Raw genomic sequence first — 14615 nt, 5'->3', positions numbered from 1 at the left:
TCCGTCTGTTCGCGCCGTTCAGGGCGCGTATCGCCAAAAATGTTAGCTGCGCTCTGCCTTGATGATTTCCGTCATGGTCACGCCGAGCTTGTCTTCCACCAGCACGACCTCGCCACGCGCCACCAGGCGGTTGTTGACGTAGATGTCGATGGCTTCGCCGACGCGGCGGTCGAGTTCGAGTACCGTGCCGGGGCCGAGTTTCAAGAGCTCGCCGACGTCCATCTTGGAGCGGCCGAGCACGGCCGAGACCTGCACGGGCACGTCGAACACGGCCTCGAGGTCGGCTGCGATGCGCGAGGCCTGTTCGTCCTCGTTGTAGGCGAGGTCGTCGACCGGCGGCGCGTCCGCGGCGTTGAGATCGGGTAGCGGTACCTGTGCGTCGGTGTCACTCATGGTTCAGTCCTTATGGCCTTCACATTGCGGCCTGATCGCGGGACGCCAGATAGCGCCCGACGAGTTCGCTGATCTTCGCTTCGATGGCCGCGCGCTCCAGCACCACGCCGCCGTCGGCCCATTCGATCCGGCAGTCGCCGGTAACGATGCCGGGCTCGGCCAGGATCACCAGCCGGCCCTCGAAGCCGCTTTGGGCCGCCTGGCGTTCGATCCTCTCGCGGGCGGCTTCGTAGAGCTGGTCGCTGATGCGGACGACGAGATGCGGGGTGGCGACCAGATGCGAGAAGCAATCGCTGACCAGCGCCGTGATTTCGCCGAGCGGCTCGCGGGCGATCAACTCGGTGCACAGCTTGCGCGCCACCGCCACCGCGACATCGACAGCCTCGGTTTCCATCCTGGCCTCGATGCCGGAGAAGCGCGTGGCGATGCCCTTGATGGCGATGCCGATCTCTTCCAGCGCCACCGCCGAGCGGCGGTCGCTCTCGACCTTGGCCTCGCGCTGCGCCGCCTCGTAGCCGGCGCGGTAGGCACGTGCCTCGGCCTCCGCGACCTTCTGCGCGATCTCGGCGGCCGTCGCGGCACGCTCGCGCGCCTTGTCGGGCGCCGCGAAGTCGGTGTCGAACAGGAATTTTGCGGGCGCGGCCATCAGTACACCAATTCGTCGTCGGCGCGGTTCTTGGTCAGGGTGATTTCGCCCCTCGCAGCCATGTCCTTGGCGAGGTTGACGAGCAGCGCCTGTGCCTCGTCGACGTCGCGCAGACGCACCGGTCCCATCGCGGCCATGTCGTCCAGCAGCATCTTGCCGGCGCGCGAGGACATGTTGCCGAGGAAGAAGGCGCGCACCTCCTCGTTGGCGCTCTTCAGCGCGATGCCGAGCTTGTCCTTGTCGACATTGCGCATCAGCGTCTGGGCAGAAGCGGAATCGAGCTTGATGAGGTCGTCGAAGGTGAACATCAGCGCCTTGATGCGCTCGGCGGATTCGCGGTTTTCCTCTTCCAGCGAGGTGATGAAGCGGGTCTCGGTCTGGCGGTCGAAATTGTTGAAGATTTCCGCCATCACCTCGTGGGCGTCGCGGCGGCGGGTCTGCGACAGGTTGGACATGAATTCGGTGCGCAGCGTCTGCTCGACGCGCTCGATGACTTCCTTCTGCACCGCTTCCATCTTCAGCATGCGGCCGACGACGTCGAGCGCGAGGTCCTCGGGCAGGATCGCCAGCACGCGGGCGGCGTGCTCCGGCTTCAATTTCGACAGCACCACCGCAATGGTCTGCGGGTATTCGTTCTTGAGGTAGTTGGCGAGCACCTCTTCCTGCACGTTGGACAGCTTCTCCCACATGTTGCGGCCGGCGGGGCCGCGAATTTCATCCATGATGCCGCTGACGCGCTCCGACGGCAGATATTGCTGCAACAGCCGCTCGGTGGCGTCGAAGGTGCCCATCAGCGCGCCCGAAGCCGACATCCGCGAGACGAATTCGAGCAGCAGGTCTTCCACGACATCGGCCTCGACGGTGCCGAGCGTCGACATGTGGATCGACAGTTCGCGCACCTCGTCGTCGTCGAGCAGCGACCACACCTTGCCGCCATATTGCTCGCCCAGCGCCAGCATCAGGATGGCGGCGCGCTTCGGGCCGCTGAGGGGCTTGCCCTTGGGCCGGTTGCTCTGACGGCTCGCCAGCGCCGAGATGACGGTGGTGATGTCGTTGGCGTTCGAGGTTTGCGGTACGGCGGCCATGTCAGCTCTCGGCGGGTTCGCTCAGCCATTGGCGAACAATGGAGGCGGTCTCGTTCGGATTACGTTCGGCCAGTTCGCCGACCCGGTGCACGGCCTGGGCGTGGACCTGGCCCTGGACCTGGGCGACGTCGATCAACTGGGCGGCGCCGCTGGTGCCGGCGATCAAGGCCTGATTGGGTCCGAGTTCTCCGTTTGGCCCGCTGCCCTCGATCAAGGCTGGCGTCGGTTCGGCCAAAGCGGGAACGACTTCGGCGGCCAGGATTCGCTTGACCAGCGGGCGGATCACCAGGAACAGCACCACGAGGCCGAGCAGCATCATGACACCGAGTTCGATGACGTACATGACGTCATCCTTGGTGAACTGCAGCAAGCCGAGCAGGCCGGTCGGCTCGACGACCGGGGGCACGGAGGGCGCTTCGGCAAAACGGAGATTGACGACCTCGACCTGATCGCCCCGCTTCTGGTCGAAGCCAATCGCCGAGCGCACCAGCGTGGCGATGCGGTCGAGCTGCTCCTTGCTGCGGTCCTGATAGACCATTTCGCCTTTTTCGTTCTTGGTGTAGGCGCCGTCGACCAGCACCGCGACCGAGATCCGGTTGACCCGTCCCGCCTCGGTGACCTCTGTCTTGGTGGTGCGGGAAATCTCGTAGTTGTTGGTCTCCTCGCTCTTCTTGCTCTGGTCGCGGGCCGCAGGCCCGGTGGTGTTGGCCTGATTGCCGGGCAGTTCGTTGTTGACCGTCACCTGGCCGTTGTTCTCGGCAATGAGGGAAGATTCCTCGCGGGTCTGGCTGGAGCGCAGCACGCGGCCCTCGGGATCGAACTTGTCGGAAGTCTGGGTGACCTTGTTGTAGTCGAAGTCGGCGGTGAGCTGGACGCGGGCGCGACCCTGGCCGACCACCGAGGAGACGATCGCCTCGACTTCGTTGCGCATGCGCTTCTCGAAGGCGGTGCGGCGTTCGTCGCCGACGGCGATCTCGGGGTCCTTGCTGGCGCCGTCGGCCAGCAACCGGCCGGCTTCGTCGACGATCGATACCCGTTGCGGCTTCAGTCCGTTGACGGCGGAGGCGACGACGTGGCGGATGGCGCGGATCTGCTGGGGTTCGAGGCTGCCGCGCACCCGCACCACGATCGAGGCCGACGGCTCCGGCGCTTCGCGGGCGAACAACGGCCGCTCCGGCAGCACCAGGTGGACGCGCGCGGCCTGGATGCGGTCGATGGCGCGAATGGTGCGGGCAAGTTCGCCTTCCAATGCGCGCAGATGGTTGATGTTCTGGACGAAGCTCGTGGTGCCCAGCGCGTCGGACTTGTCGAAAATCTCGTAGCCGACGCCGCCGCCCTTGGGCAGGTTGCTTTCGGCCAGCTTCATCCGCAGCCGCGTGACCTTGTCCTTCGGCACCATGATGACCGCGCCTTCATTGCGCAGCTCGAAGGGGATCGCCTGGCGTTCCAGATCCTTGATGATGCTGGAGGAGTCTTCATAGGAAAGGTCGGTGAACAGGGTGGTCATCTGCGGCGTCGTGACGCGCATGATGACGAAAGCGAAGAAGCCGATCAGCGCGGTCGTCACCGCAACCATGGCCATCAGCCGCGCTGCGCCCAGGCCTTTCAGGAAAGCAACGAGACTTTGCACCAACCGCCCCCAGGGATTCGGCCCGTGGGACCGACTGGGCAATTATTGCCTAGGGGATGGTTTCCATATGGTTAACAAGCGTTAAAGCCGCCGCGAATAGTTCCGGCATGAAGAAAACCGGCTTCGTAAAACGAAGCCGGTTTTCATCAAATCTTTCGGTTCGGGAGAGCTTACTGCCGATATTGCTGGATCCGGGTGGTCCGGAGGCCGGCCAAGCCATGCTGATCGATGGAGAACTGCCAGGACAGGAATTCGTCGACGGTCAGCGTGTAACGGCTGCAGGCTTCCTCGAGGGAGAGCAGGCCGCCACGGACCGCGGCGACAACTTCGGCCTTGCGGCGGATCACCCACCGTTTGGTTCCGGGCGCGGGCAGGTCTGCAATTGTTAACGGACTGCCGTCAGGCCCGATGACGTATTTCACCCTCGGGCGATGGGGTTCTGTCATGGCGTACTCACAAACTCTCAACCACTGAACTCACCATGGTAACCTACGCCTCGCGGCTTAAAATTTGCCTAAGCCTACGGCTTCAATACGAATCTCCTTGGAAATGACCGTAAAATACGTCCGCCCGGTTCCCGGACCGCGTTCGGGCGATCAGGGATTGCCGGGTAAAAATAGTCGGAGCCGGGCCCGAGTGGGTCGGTCGGGCTAGCTTGAGGTGCTCGGACGGACCACGCGCTTGATCTTGTCGGTGGTGTAGCTCTGGCCGCCGATCGACAGCAGCGGCGGGGAGGCGCTGAGGTCGACCGAATCGACGATGCCCTGGACCTCGGTGGAGATCGCCACGTTGTTGCCGGAGCTGTCCTTGCCGGTGGCGGTCAAGGTGTAAGTGCCGGCTGGCCACTGCACGCCGTCATTGCCCTTGCCGTCCCAGACGAAACTGGAGCCGCCCTGCTTCAGCGTAAAGTTGCCCGTGTAGGCGGTCTGCCCGGTCGAATTGGTGATCGTGATCGTCGCGGTCGTATCTTTCTCGGACTGAAAATTCCAGGTCGCCGATTTGTCGAACTGTGCCTTGCTGCCGTCGACGGCGACGGTGTTGCCGACATAGACCAGCGCCTGCGTCGCCTGCGCGCTCTTTTCGATCTCCACCAGCGCCTTCAACTGCTCGTTCGATTTGAGCTGCTGCTCGATGCCGGCGAACTGCACGAGCTGCTGGGTGAACTGGTTGGTGTCGAGCGGATCGAGCGGGTTCTGGTGCTGCAACTGCGTGGTCAGCAGCGTCAGGAAGGTCTGGAAATTATCCGCGATCCCAGTCGTCCTCTCCGACGCGGTGTTGTTGCTCGTGGCGGTGCCGGTCCCCGGCGCCGAGACGACGGTCGTCGGCATGGTTGCATCGACTGCCATGGCGGTCTTCCTTAAACTCGGATGTCGACGCCGCCGCTCGCCCCGAGCATGCGGCCATAGCTGCGGCCGGCGACGACGGCCGGCACGCTGTCTTCCTCGCTGACGACGAGGCGATGTGCGTTTGGATTGGACTGGTTGCCGTCGTTCTGGCCCTGCGAAGACTGGTCGCGCAGGCTGAACTGCAGGCCGCCATTGCCGGTCGAGAGGCCGGCGTTGTCGAGTGCACGCTGCAACTGGTTGGCGTCCTGACGCAGCATCTGTAGCGTTTCCGGCCGTTCGACCGTCAGATGCGACGTCACCTGGCCATGGCGATCGACGTCGATGCGGACGTCGATGCGGCCGAGTTCGGCAGGATCGAGCCGGATTTCGAACCGGGTCTTGCCGCTCTTGGCGGAAGCGGCGATTTCCATCGCAAGCCCGCTCACCGGCACCGCTGCGCTCGTGGCTGCCGTGGCGGTGAGTGTAGCGGCAGTCGTCGTGGTGGGAGCGGCCGGTTGTTGCGTCTGGATCGCGCCGGGACCCTGCAGGCCGCCGTTGCCGGATGCGTTGACCGGCGTCTGGTCGACGATACCAGGGGCGGCAAAATGCGTGTTGGCGTTGGCGGCCGACGGAGCGATGGAATTGCCTGAGGCGTCGGCCTTGATGGTCTCGGCGATGCCATTTTCGGACGTCGGCTTGCCTGCGGCTTCGGTCGGCGGCGTCACGGCGGGCACGATGGTGTCAGCGGCAGGAGCCGCGGGTGCGCTGGCGTCGGTGGCTTTGACCTGCTCGACGACCGTCGTGGCACCTTTTCGGGCGAGATCCGGGTTCTTGAGCGGCACGGTCGATTTGGTGGCACCGGGTGTCGCTGCAACCACGGAAGCGGCCTGAGCGATGCCGGTGGTGACGGACGGGTCGGCGGATGTGGCTTGGGCGCTGACGGCCTGGCCGATGCCCTGCGCGCTGGTCTTGGTGCCGTCCCCTAGCGCGTTGGGCGCGGTGGCTACGGCGTCTTCACCGGCGGGACCGGCTGGTGCGGTCTCGGCGGCGAGCGAAGCTGAGGCTGCGATCGCAGCCGCGGCGATGGCAAGCGGCGCGGTCGCCTTATCGGTCGCGGGTGAGGCGGCGGCCGTCGTCGCCGGCGCGGCAGCAGGGATGACGACGGCAATCGCGTCGGCCATTGCCGCGGCCGTTCCATCCTGCGCCGGCTCGGTCTGATCGGTCGCTGGCGAGGCGTCGCCGGAAGAAGCCTGCGCCGTCTCGTCGGACGTCGCCTTCTCGGACTTCGATGCCTCGGATTTCGAATTGGCGCGGCCGGTCGTCGCGGCCTTGGTGTCGGTATCGCTCTTGGTATCGGTATTGGTCTCGGCGTCGACTTTCTTGTCGTCGCGTGCCTTGTCGCTGCGCGCCTTATCGTTGCGCGCCTTGTCGTTGCGGGCGTTGGCCGCGGCGTTGCGATCGTTCGAATCGTTGCGCGCGGCCTTGTCCGATGCGGCAGCATTGTCGCGCGAGCGGTTGTCGGACGCGGCTTGCGCATCGTCGGAGCGGCGCGGGGCGGGCGCATTGTCCTGGGTTCGCGTGTCGTTGTTGCTGGCCGCCCTGTTGCCATCGACCAGCGCCGCGAAGCTGCCGTTTTCGGCCGGCGGATCGGAATCCGGCCGGGCGGACTTCGCCGCCGCGCTCTGGAAAGATGCGTTTGCCGATACTTCTGACGTGACACTAACCACGGGTAACCCTCGCGCTGAGCTCTCGGCTACTATTCAGCAAGGACCGGGCCACCGGCCGTCTGAAAAAATATCGTGTAATTTCAACTGTTTACGAGCGCGGCGGTTGGGTTGTGGAAGCGTGATCGTGGTCTCCTTTTCTGCCCGGCGGCAAGATTTGCCGTCCTGGACAAGCTCCAAAATGAGGATCGGCTGATTGCTTCACGAGAATACGGCCTATATTAAAGAGCGGCGTCCGATCCGGCCCGGTATGGCCGATTGATGCCGTAAGGCCTTATAATAAAAGGCATTTTTAACCTTGGCCGCGAACCGCCATGGCGCGTTCGCGATGGAAGTCGATGACCCCTGGCATGCGAAACAGTTTGGATCTCGAAGGTCGTCCGCAGGACACACGGATCGTGGTCGCCATGTCTGGCGGCGTCGATTCCTCGGTGACGGCTGCCTTGCTGAAGTCCGAAGGCTATGACGTGGTCGGGATCACGCTGCAGCTTTACGACCACGGCGCTGCCACCCATCGCAAGGGGGCCTGCTGCGCGGGACGGGACATCCACGACGCCCGCAACGTGGCAGAGCGGATCGGCATCCCGCACTACGTGCTCGACTATGAAAGCCGCTTCCGCGAATCCGTGATCGACAATTTCGCCGACAGCTACGCGCTCGGTGAAACGCCGGTGCCCTGCATCGAATGCAACCGCTCGATCAAGTTTCGCGATCTGTTGGCGACCGCACGTGAACTCGGTGCGCAGGCGCTCGCGACCGGGCACTATGTCGCCTCGCGCCGCCTTGCCGACGGATCGCGCGCGCTGGTGTGCGCTGCCGATGCCGATCGCGACCAGAGCTATTTCCTGTTCGCGACCACGCGCGAGCAGCTCGACTATCTTCGCTTCCCGCTCGGCGACATGACCAAGCCGCAGACGCGCGAACTGGCGCGGCGCTTCGGCCTCGAAGTCGCCGAAAAGCAGGACAGCCAGGACATCTGCTTCGTGCCGACCGGGCGCTATACCGACATCATCGGCCGCCTCAAGCCCGGCGCGATCGAGCCCGGCGACATCGTCGATCTCGAGGGCCGCACAATCGGCCGCCATCAAGGTATCGTTCATTTCACCGTCGGCCAGCGCAAGGGTCTGGGCATTGCGGCCGGCGCGCCGCTCTACGTCGTCAAGCTCGATGCGGTCAGCCGCCGCGTCGTGGTGGGGCCGCGCGAGGCGTTGCGGATGGATCGCATTCTGTTGCGCGACGTCAACTGGATCGGCGACGGTGCGCTCGACCGCGTCATCGGCGACGGCATCGAGATGTTCGTGCGCGTGCGCTCGACGCGCGCGCCGCAGCCGGCCTGGCTGCGCGCGGTCGACGGCGGTTATGAGGTCGAACTCGTTGCCGGCGAAGAGGGCGTTTCGCCCGGCCAGGCCTGCGTGTTCTACGATGCGCCTGCGGGACAGGCGCGCGTGCTCGGCGGCGGATTCATCAAGAGCGCGACCGCACGCCATCCGGTGACGAGGGGAGGGGCGCAGGAAAAGGCCGCGCCGCTCGCCGAGGTGATGCGCACTTAAGAAAAATCGGGGCAGAGGGAATGGCTGGGGACATCGACCGCGAGGGGGTCGAAAAGGCTTATGGGCGTTGGGCGCCGGTCTACGATCTGGTTTTCGGCAAGGTGTTCGACGAGGGCCGTCGATCCACCATCGCCGAAGCCGACAAGATCGGCGGACGCGTTCTCGACGTCGGCGTCGGCACCGGGCTGTCGCTGTCTGAATATTCGCGCAACACGAAACTGTGTGGCGTCGACATTTCCGAGCCGATGCTGCGGCGGGCGCTCAAGCGCGTGCGCGAGTTCGGCCTGACCAATGTCGAAGCGCTTGCGGTGATGGACGCCAAGAACCTGGCGTTCCCGGATTCGTTTTTCGACGCGGTGGTGGCGCAATATGTCATCACGGCGGTACCGGATCCGGAACGCACGCTCGATGATTTCATCCGCGTGCTGAAGCCCGGCGGCGAGCTCATTCTGGTCAATCACATCGGCGCGGAAACCGGTCCGCGCCGTGCGTTCGAACTGGCGTTCGCGCCATTGGCGCGCCGGCTGGGCTGGCGGCCGGAATTTCCGTGGGAACGCCTGACCAACTGGGCCGCCAAACATGGCGGCGTCACCTTGACCGAGCGACGGCCGATGCCGCCGATGGGGCATTTTTCGCTGATCCGTTTTCGGAAATCGTGAGGCGCGAGCGGCATCTATTGGAGGAACCTCCGCGCGCGCGGACCGTTTTCTCCACATGGCTATGAAACGCGCACTTCTTCTTTCATGCGTATGGATTGCGACCGCGGGCGTAGCGGGTGCACAGGCGCCGCCCGGCCCGACGACGCCTCCGGCCCAGACCGCGCCGCCATCGCCTGACCGCGCCGCCGCCAACTGCGCACCGATGCAGCCGACGCCACACTCGAGCCCGACGGTTCCGGAAGGAACGACCACTGGCCAGCGGTCGGAGCCGCTAGGCGACAAACTGGCCCGCTCCGAAGGCGTATTGTGCCCGCCTCCGGGGATCGATCCCGAAATGCACGCGCCTGCGCCAAACGGCAGCAGGACGCCGGTGATTCCACCGCCCGGCAGCCCCGGCGGCGACCCGACAATTCGGCCGAAATAGCGCCATTTTGCAGATGCCCGGCCGGACAGCTCGCTTTGCTTGACAGGTCGTCGACCCGCTCCTTATATGCCGCGCGTTCGCGACCGCGGCATTGCCTGCCGCTACCGCGATGCCGTGGCGGGGTAGCTCAGCTGGTTAGAGCACGGGAATCATAATCCTGGGGTCGGGGGTTCGAGTCCCTCCCCCGCTACCAAAGTCACGATTTTGCACGCCAGCCTGTGACTTGGTGCAGTCCAGTCCGGCGGGTTTGTGGTTCGACATCGCGCTCTGGTATAGCCGCCGCGTGCCCTTCAGTCCTTCACCAAATCCCCCAGCAGGTTGGCCGTCACAGTCAGTTTGGCGAGCGTCAGACCGCTGACGGCAATCTCCTCGACCGAGCGGCGGATACGCGTCGCCTCAGGATGAGCAGCGAGCCAGATCTCGGCAGCCTGCCGGCCGCATTGGCCGGTTGTCAGCATATCAGCGGCCAATTTTCTTTCGGCTGCTGCGATCTGGTCAACCGCGCGGTCGATGGCAAGACGTTCGAAATGATCGTTTGCGGGCACGCTGCGCGCGGCGACGATGATGGGATTGAGATGGAAGTCGGCCTCGGCAGCGAAGAAGGTCGTGGCGGCGTCGCCGATGGCGCGGGTGGTGCGCTCGGCGACAGTCACGATATCCGGTGCGGAGATCAAGGCGTCGAGATCGGCGAGTTCCTCCGCGAGGTCGGTGGGAACGCCGGCATCGATCAGGTCCTGTCGCCGCTTGCTGCGGCCGGCCTGCAAGTCCTGCGGCAGGGCGTTGTCGAGTCCGGCGGCGATCTCGCGGATACTCGGGCCGAAGCGCGAGATCACCGCGTGCAGACCGGTTTTGAAATCAACGTTGCGCACGTACCAGACCATGCGGGAGAGCAGGAGATCCTGAATCGCCGCGTAGAGGCCGAGTTGCACTTGACCGTTGATCCTGGTGTCGAGCGCATCAATCGCGTTGTTCAGCCGCTCGAGACCGTAAGATTCCTCCACCGCCACGAAAGCCATGGCGATGGTGGATACGTCGGCATCCGTCTCATCGATCAGGCGCCCGATGCAGGTCGGGCCGCCGCGATTGATCACGGCATTGGCAAGATTGGTGGAGATGATCTCCCGCCGCAGACGATGATGTTTGATGGAATCGGGGAACTTGTCTCGAATCTCGTGCGGGAAATATTTTGACAATTCGCCGGTGAGATAAGGGTCGTCCGGCACGCTCGTGACGAGCAGATCATCGTAAAGGGTGAGTTTGGCGTAGGCGAGCAGCACGGCGAGTTCCGGCCGCGTGAAGGGCTGGCCGCGCTGCGTGCGCGCGGCGATTGCGACGTCGTCCGGCAGGAACTCAACGGCGCGGTCGAGCAGGCCCCGCCGCTCGAGCGATTGCATCAGGCGGGCAAGGAAGCCATTGTCGGCCACGCCCTTGCGTTCGGCCAGCGACAACGAGAGCGATTGAAGATAGTTATTGCGAAGCACCAGCGTGCCGACCTCGTCGGTCATCGCGGCAAGCAGGCTGTTGCGGTCACTCGGACTGAGGTGCCCATCGCGTTCGGGGCGTGCCAGCGCAATCTTGATATTGACCTCGACGTCAGAGGTGTTCACTCCGGCCGAATTGTCGATGGCGTCGGTGTTGAGCTTGACGCCTCTCTGCGCCGCTTCGATGCGGCCGCGCTGGGTCACGCCGAGATTGGCACCTTCGCCGATCACTCGGGCGCGGATATCAGAACCGGTAACACGGATCGGATCATTGGCCCGATCGCCCGCCTGATCGTCGCTTTCCGTCGACGCGCGGACATAGGTGCCGATGCCGCCAAACCAGAGCAGGTCGACGCGTGCCTTCAGAATCGCCGTCATCACCTCGAAAGGCGTGGCCTGTGGCTTGTCGAGGTCCAGCAGGGTGCGCACTTCCGGCGCAAGCGGAATTGCCTTGAGCGAGCGCGAGAAAACGCCGCCGCCCTGCGAGATCAGCGATCTGTTGTAGTCCTGCCAGCTCGACCGCGGCAGGTTGAAGATGCGCAGGCGCTCGGCGTGGCTGATGGCGGGGTCGGGCGAGGGATCGAGGAAGATGTCCCGGTGGTCGAAGGCCGCCAGCAGCCTTGTCGCCGGCGAAAGCAGCATACCATTGCCGAAGACGTCGCCGGACATATCGCCGACACCTGCAACGGTGAAGGGCATGGTCTGGATATCGGTACCGAATTCGCGGAAATGGCGCTTGACGGCTTCCCATGCACCGCGCGCCGTGATGCCCATTTTCTTATGGTCATAACCCTGGCTGCCGCCGGAGGCGAAAGCGTCGCCGAGCCAATGGCCCTTCTCGACTGAGATCGCGTTGGCGGTGTCGGAGAAAGTCGCCGTGCCCTTGTCGGCCGCGACGACGAGATACGGATCATCCTGGTCGTGCCGCACGGTGTCATCGGGCGGCACGATCGCATCCCCATCGAGATTGTCGGTAAGTTCGAGCAGCGAGCGAACGAAGATGCGATAGGCTTCGGTGCCTTCCGCCATCCAGGCCTCACGATTGGACGGCGGCGGCAGGCGCTTGGGCACGAAGCCGCCCTTGGCGCCGACCGGCACGATGACGGCGTTCTTGACCTGCTGTGCCTTGACAAGGCCGAGGATCTCCGTGCGGAAATCCTGCGGCCGGTCGGACCAGCGCAGGCCGCCGCGCGCGACCTTGCCGAAACGTAGATGGATACCTTCGACACGCGGCGAATAGACAAAGATCTCGTAGAGCGGTCGCGGAGCCGGCAGGTCATCGATTTTGCGGGTGTCGAACTTGAAGGAAATCACCGGACGCGGATGTCCGTCCTGGCCGATTTGCCACAGGTTGGTGCGCACGGTGGCCTGCACCAGATTGGTGAAGCGGCGCAGAATGCGGTCCTCGTCTAACAAGGCGACGAGTTTGAGCTGCTCCTCAATCTCGGCGAGGAGAGCCGTCTCGCGCGCCGAGCGCTCGGCATTGGTGGCTCCGAGGCGCGGGTCGAAGCGAGCCTGGAACAGCGCGACGATGCTGGTGGTGATGGCGGCGTTCTTGCGCAACGTGCCCCACATATAGTCCTGGCTGAACGGAGCGCGGATCTGGTGCAGGTAGCGGGAGAGGGCGCGGATGGCCGAAACTTCGCGCCAGCTCAAGCTCGTGCGCAGGATGAGGGCGTTGTATCCGTCGGATTCGGCGCGATCGCCCACCACCGCCATGATCGAGGCTTCCAGGCGACGGGCGAATTCCTCGGTAACAACGATCGGCTTGCCGTCATTGGCCTCGATCGTCATGTCGTGTAACCAAACCGGTGCGGGTGCAGGCGTGGCGCTGGGCGCAATCTCGTAGGTGCGCTCGTTGACGACGCGCAGGCCGTGATTTTCGATCACCGGGACGCGATAGGACAGCGATAGCGGCGTGCCGCGCGAAAAGACCTTAAGGCCGAAACGCGTCGGATCATCGCCGTCGCTGCGGTAGACCGAAAGCGCCACGGGACGAGCGGCGCTGAGCTTTTCGATGGTGGCGATGTCACTGATGGCCTGTGAGGCGTCGAAGATCTCCGTATAGCCGCCGGTAAAGGCCCGGGCATAACGGTTGGCGAGCAGGCGCGCCCGCATGCCGTCAGTGGTGGTCGCAAGCGCGGCTTTCAGCTTGTCGCCCCAGGTCGCGGTGATTGCGCTGATCCCGGCTTCAAGCGTGGCGCGCTCGACGACAGGTGTTTTACTTTCAAAGCGCGCGATGATGTAGTGGACGCGGGCGAGCGACCCTTCGGGGAAGGACAGGTACGAGGCTGCCGCGGTCCCCTTGTATTCCTGCGCCAGGAAGGCACCAACACGCGTGCGCACGTCGGTGTCATATTTCTCGCGCGGGATGAACACGAGGATGGAAACGAAGCGATCGAACTTATCAACCCGTGCCAGCGCCCGTACGCGGGGGCGCTCAGAAAGCATCAGGATTTCCATGACGAAATTGTAGAGCGTCTCGGCGTCGACCTGAACGAGCTCGTCGCGCGGATATTCTTCGAGGATATGCAGGAGGGCTTTGCCGGAATGGCTATTGGCGTCGAAGCCGGCGCGCTGGAGCACCTGCGCCACCTTGTGGCGGACGTAAGGGATTTGCCGTACCGAACGAGTATAGGCGCCCGAGGTGAACAGGCCGACCAGGCGCAATTCGCCCTCGAGCCGCCCATCGGACGCATAGAGTTTGATGCCGACATAATCCATGTGGACGCGGCGATGAACGCGGCTGGTGACGTTGGCCTTGATGACAATCAGGAGGGTAGGCTCGCGCATGAATTCGCGGATTTCCCGCGTCATCACCACCATTTCGGTGCCGCGGCGCAGCACCCTCACATCAGGATCGCGCAGGATACCGAGACCTTCGTCGCTGCTGATCTCGTCCGACGCAGCGCTGTCGGGCGAGAAGCGATATTCGCGCAGGCCCAGGAAGGTGAAATTGTCGGCGCACAGCCATTGCAGGAACTGGTTGGCTTCGGCGACCACGTCGATCGGCAGCGGCGGCGGATTGGAGCTCAAGGTCTTGATCGCCCCTTCGACGCGGGCGCGCATGGCTCGCCAGTCGGTCACGCAGGCGCGCACGTCGTTCAATGTCTTTGTGAGGCCGTCGATGAGCTTCTCGCGGTCGGCATCGGCGTCGAGCCGCGTGATGTGGAGATGGATCAGGCTTTCGCGCTCACCCCTTGCCCCTTCTGGCAGCGTTTCGCCGTAGAAATGCAGGAGCTTGCCCTTCTCGTCGCGCTCCACCGCAACGATCGGATGGGCGACCAGCGTGACTTCGATGCCCTGCTCGGCAAGCTCCGCCATGGTCGAATCGAACAGGAAGGGCATGTTGTCGTTGAGAACTTCGAGCACGGAAATCTCGCGCCCGTCCGGCATCATTGGATTGATGACGCGGATATCGGCACGGCCTGCCGTGCGTTGCTGCACATGCTGCCAAGCCTGTTCCGCCAGGAAGGCGAGGGACGAAGCGTCGTAGCTGGCAAGATCCTCGCTATTGGTGTGGCCGAACAGAAGCTCGGCAAAAGTCCGGGGGGTCTTGCCCGGCTGGACGCTTCCCGCTGCATCGCGGATCAGGGTTGCCCTGGCCTTGTCGTCACGCCACGACGCCATAACGTCCTCCATTTTCCGCGCCATCCGACCGCAGGCGCGATCGTCCGCTTGACTTTGGAGTGCATCTC

11 protein-coding genes and 1 tRNA gene are annotated in these 14615 nt (G+C 64.3%); 4 read left to right on the top strand and 8 right to left on the bottom strand.

Annotation, left to right across the window (positions count from 1 at the left end):
• Nucleotides 1-42 precede the first annotated feature (42 nt).
• The 7 genes from fliN to LMTR13_RS32355 form a co-directional block, all read right to left on the bottom strand.
• Complete coding sequence (fliN, locus tag LMTR13_RS32385; protein WP_065731301.1) at nt 43-393, bottom strand: flagellar motor switch protein FliN; 351 nt, start codon at nt 391-393, stop codon at nt 43-45.
• A gap of 19 nt (nt 394-412) precedes the next feature.
• Nucleotides 413-1039, bottom strand: coding sequence for a FliH/SctL family protein (locus LMTR13_RS32380; protein WP_065731300.1), 627 nt, complete (start codon nt 1037-1039; stop codon nt 413-415).
• Nucleotides 1039-2124: a flagellar motor switch protein FliG gene (fliG, locus tag LMTR13_RS32375; protein ID WP_028349460.1), complete on the bottom strand. Its 1086-nt coding sequence runs from the start codon at nt 2122-2124 to the stop codon at nt 1039-1041. Before fliG ends, LMTR13_RS32380 begins: the two co-directional genes overlap by 1 nt.
• Nucleotide 2125: 1 nt before the next feature.
• Nucleotides 2126-3754, bottom strand: a complete 1629-nt coding sequence (gene fliF, locus LMTR13_RS32370) for a flagellar basal-body MS-ring/collar protein FliF (RefSeq protein WP_065733143.1) — start codon at nt 3752-3754, stop codon at nt 2126-2128.
• Nucleotides 3755-3924: 170 nt separating this feature from the next.
• Complete coding sequence (gene sciP, locus LMTR13_RS32365) at nt 3925-4200, bottom strand: CtrA inhibitor SciP (protein WP_002714638.1); 276 nt, start codon at nt 4198-4200, stop codon at nt 3925-3927.
• A 204-nt stretch (nt 4201-4404) separates the two neighbouring features.
• Complete coding sequence (locus LMTR13_RS32360) at nt 4405-5100, bottom strand: flagellar hook assembly protein FlgD (protein ID WP_065731299.1); 696 nt, start codon at nt 5098-5100, stop codon at nt 4405-4407.
• An 11-nt stretch (nt 5101-5111) separates the two neighbouring features.
• Nucleotides 5112-6806 (bottom strand): flagellar hook-length control protein FliK, encoded by a 1695-nt coding sequence (locus LMTR13_RS32355; RefSeq protein WP_065731298.1) that lies wholly within the window; start codon nt 6804-6806, stop codon nt 5112-5114.
• 347 nt (nt 6807-7153) lie between these two features.
• Between LMTR13_RS32355 and mnmA the strand changes: the two genes are divergently transcribed.
• From mnmA to LMTR13_RS32340, 4 genes are all read left to right on the top strand, one after another.
• Nucleotides 7154-8353: a tRNA 2-thiouridine(34) synthase MnmA gene (gene mnmA / locus LMTR13_RS32350; protein WP_083219526.1), complete on the top strand. Its 1200-nt coding sequence runs from the start codon at nt 7154-7156 to the stop codon at nt 8351-8353.
• 20 nt (nt 8354-8373) lie between these two features.
• Complete coding sequence (locus tag LMTR13_RS32345) at nt 8374-9012, top strand: class I SAM-dependent methyltransferase (protein WP_057847181.1); 639 nt, start codon at nt 8374-8376, stop codon at nt 9010-9012.
• 55 nt (nt 9013-9067) lie between these two features.
• Nucleotides 9068-9436, top strand: a complete 369-nt coding sequence (locus LMTR13_RS43045; RefSeq protein ID WP_083219318.1) for a hypothetical protein — start codon at nt 9068-9070, stop codon at nt 9434-9436.
• A 116-nt stretch (nt 9437-9552) separates the two neighbouring features.
• Nucleotides 9553-9629 (top strand) — tRNA-Met (locus tag LMTR13_RS32340).
• A gap of 97 nt (nt 9630-9726) precedes the next feature.
• Here the strand turns inward: LMTR13_RS32340 and LMTR13_RS32335 are convergent.
• Nucleotides 9727-14559 carry an NAD-glutamate dehydrogenase gene (locus LMTR13_RS32335; protein ID WP_065733141.1) on the bottom strand — a complete coding sequence of 1611 codons (4833 nt, stop codon included), beginning with the start codon at nt 14557-14559 and terminating at the stop codon, nt 9727-9729.
• Nucleotides 14560-14615 lie beyond the last annotated feature (56 nt).

Origin of the sequence: Bradyrhizobium icense (genome assembly GCF_001693385.1) — a bacterium.
Taxonomy (GTDB): domain Bacteria; phylum Pseudomonadota; class Alphaproteobacteria; order Rhizobiales; family Xanthobacteraceae; genus Bradyrhizobium; species Bradyrhizobium icense.
Note: the sequence above shows the minus strand (reverse complement) of the source record. Positions and strands in the feature narration are given on the sequence as shown.

What these genes read in the sequence shown, in the direction of transcription:
- fliN (WP_065731301.1), bottom strand. Translation starts at nt 393, where the DNA reads ATGAGTGACACCGACGCACAGGTACCGCTACCCGATCTCAACGCCGCG.
- LMTR13_RS32380 (WP_065731300.1), bottom strand. Translation starts at nt 1,039, where the DNA reads ATGGCCGCGCCCGCAAAATTCCTGTTCGACACCGACTTCGCGGCGCCC.
- fliG (WP_028349460.1), bottom strand. Translation starts at nt 2,124, where the DNA reads ATGGCCGCCGTACCGCAAACCTCGAACGCCAACGACATCACCACCGTC.
- sciP (WP_002714638.1), bottom strand. Translation starts at nt 4,200, where the DNA reads ATGACAGAACCCCATCGCCCGAGGGTGAAATACGTCATCGGGCCTGAC.
- LMTR13_RS32360 (WP_065731299.1), bottom strand. Translation starts at nt 5,100, where the DNA reads ATGGCAGTCGATGCAACCATGCCGACGACCGTCGTCTCGGCGCCGGGG.
- mnmA (WP_083219526.1), top strand. Translation starts at nt 7,154, where the DNA reads ATGCGAAACAGTTTGGATCTCGAAGGTCGTCCGCAGGACACACGGATC.
- LMTR13_RS32345 (WP_057847181.1), top strand. Translation starts at nt 8,374, where the DNA reads ATGGCTGGGGACATCGACCGCGAGGGGGTCGAAAAGGCTTATGGGCGT.
- LMTR13_RS43045 (WP_083219318.1), top strand. Translation starts at nt 9,068, where the DNA reads ATGGCTATGAAACGCGCACTTCTTCTTTCATGCGTATGGATTGCGACC.
- LMTR13_RS32335 (WP_065733141.1), bottom strand. Translation starts at nt 14,559, where the DNA reads ATGGAGGACGTTATGGCGTCGTGGCGTGACGACAAGGCCAGGGCAACC.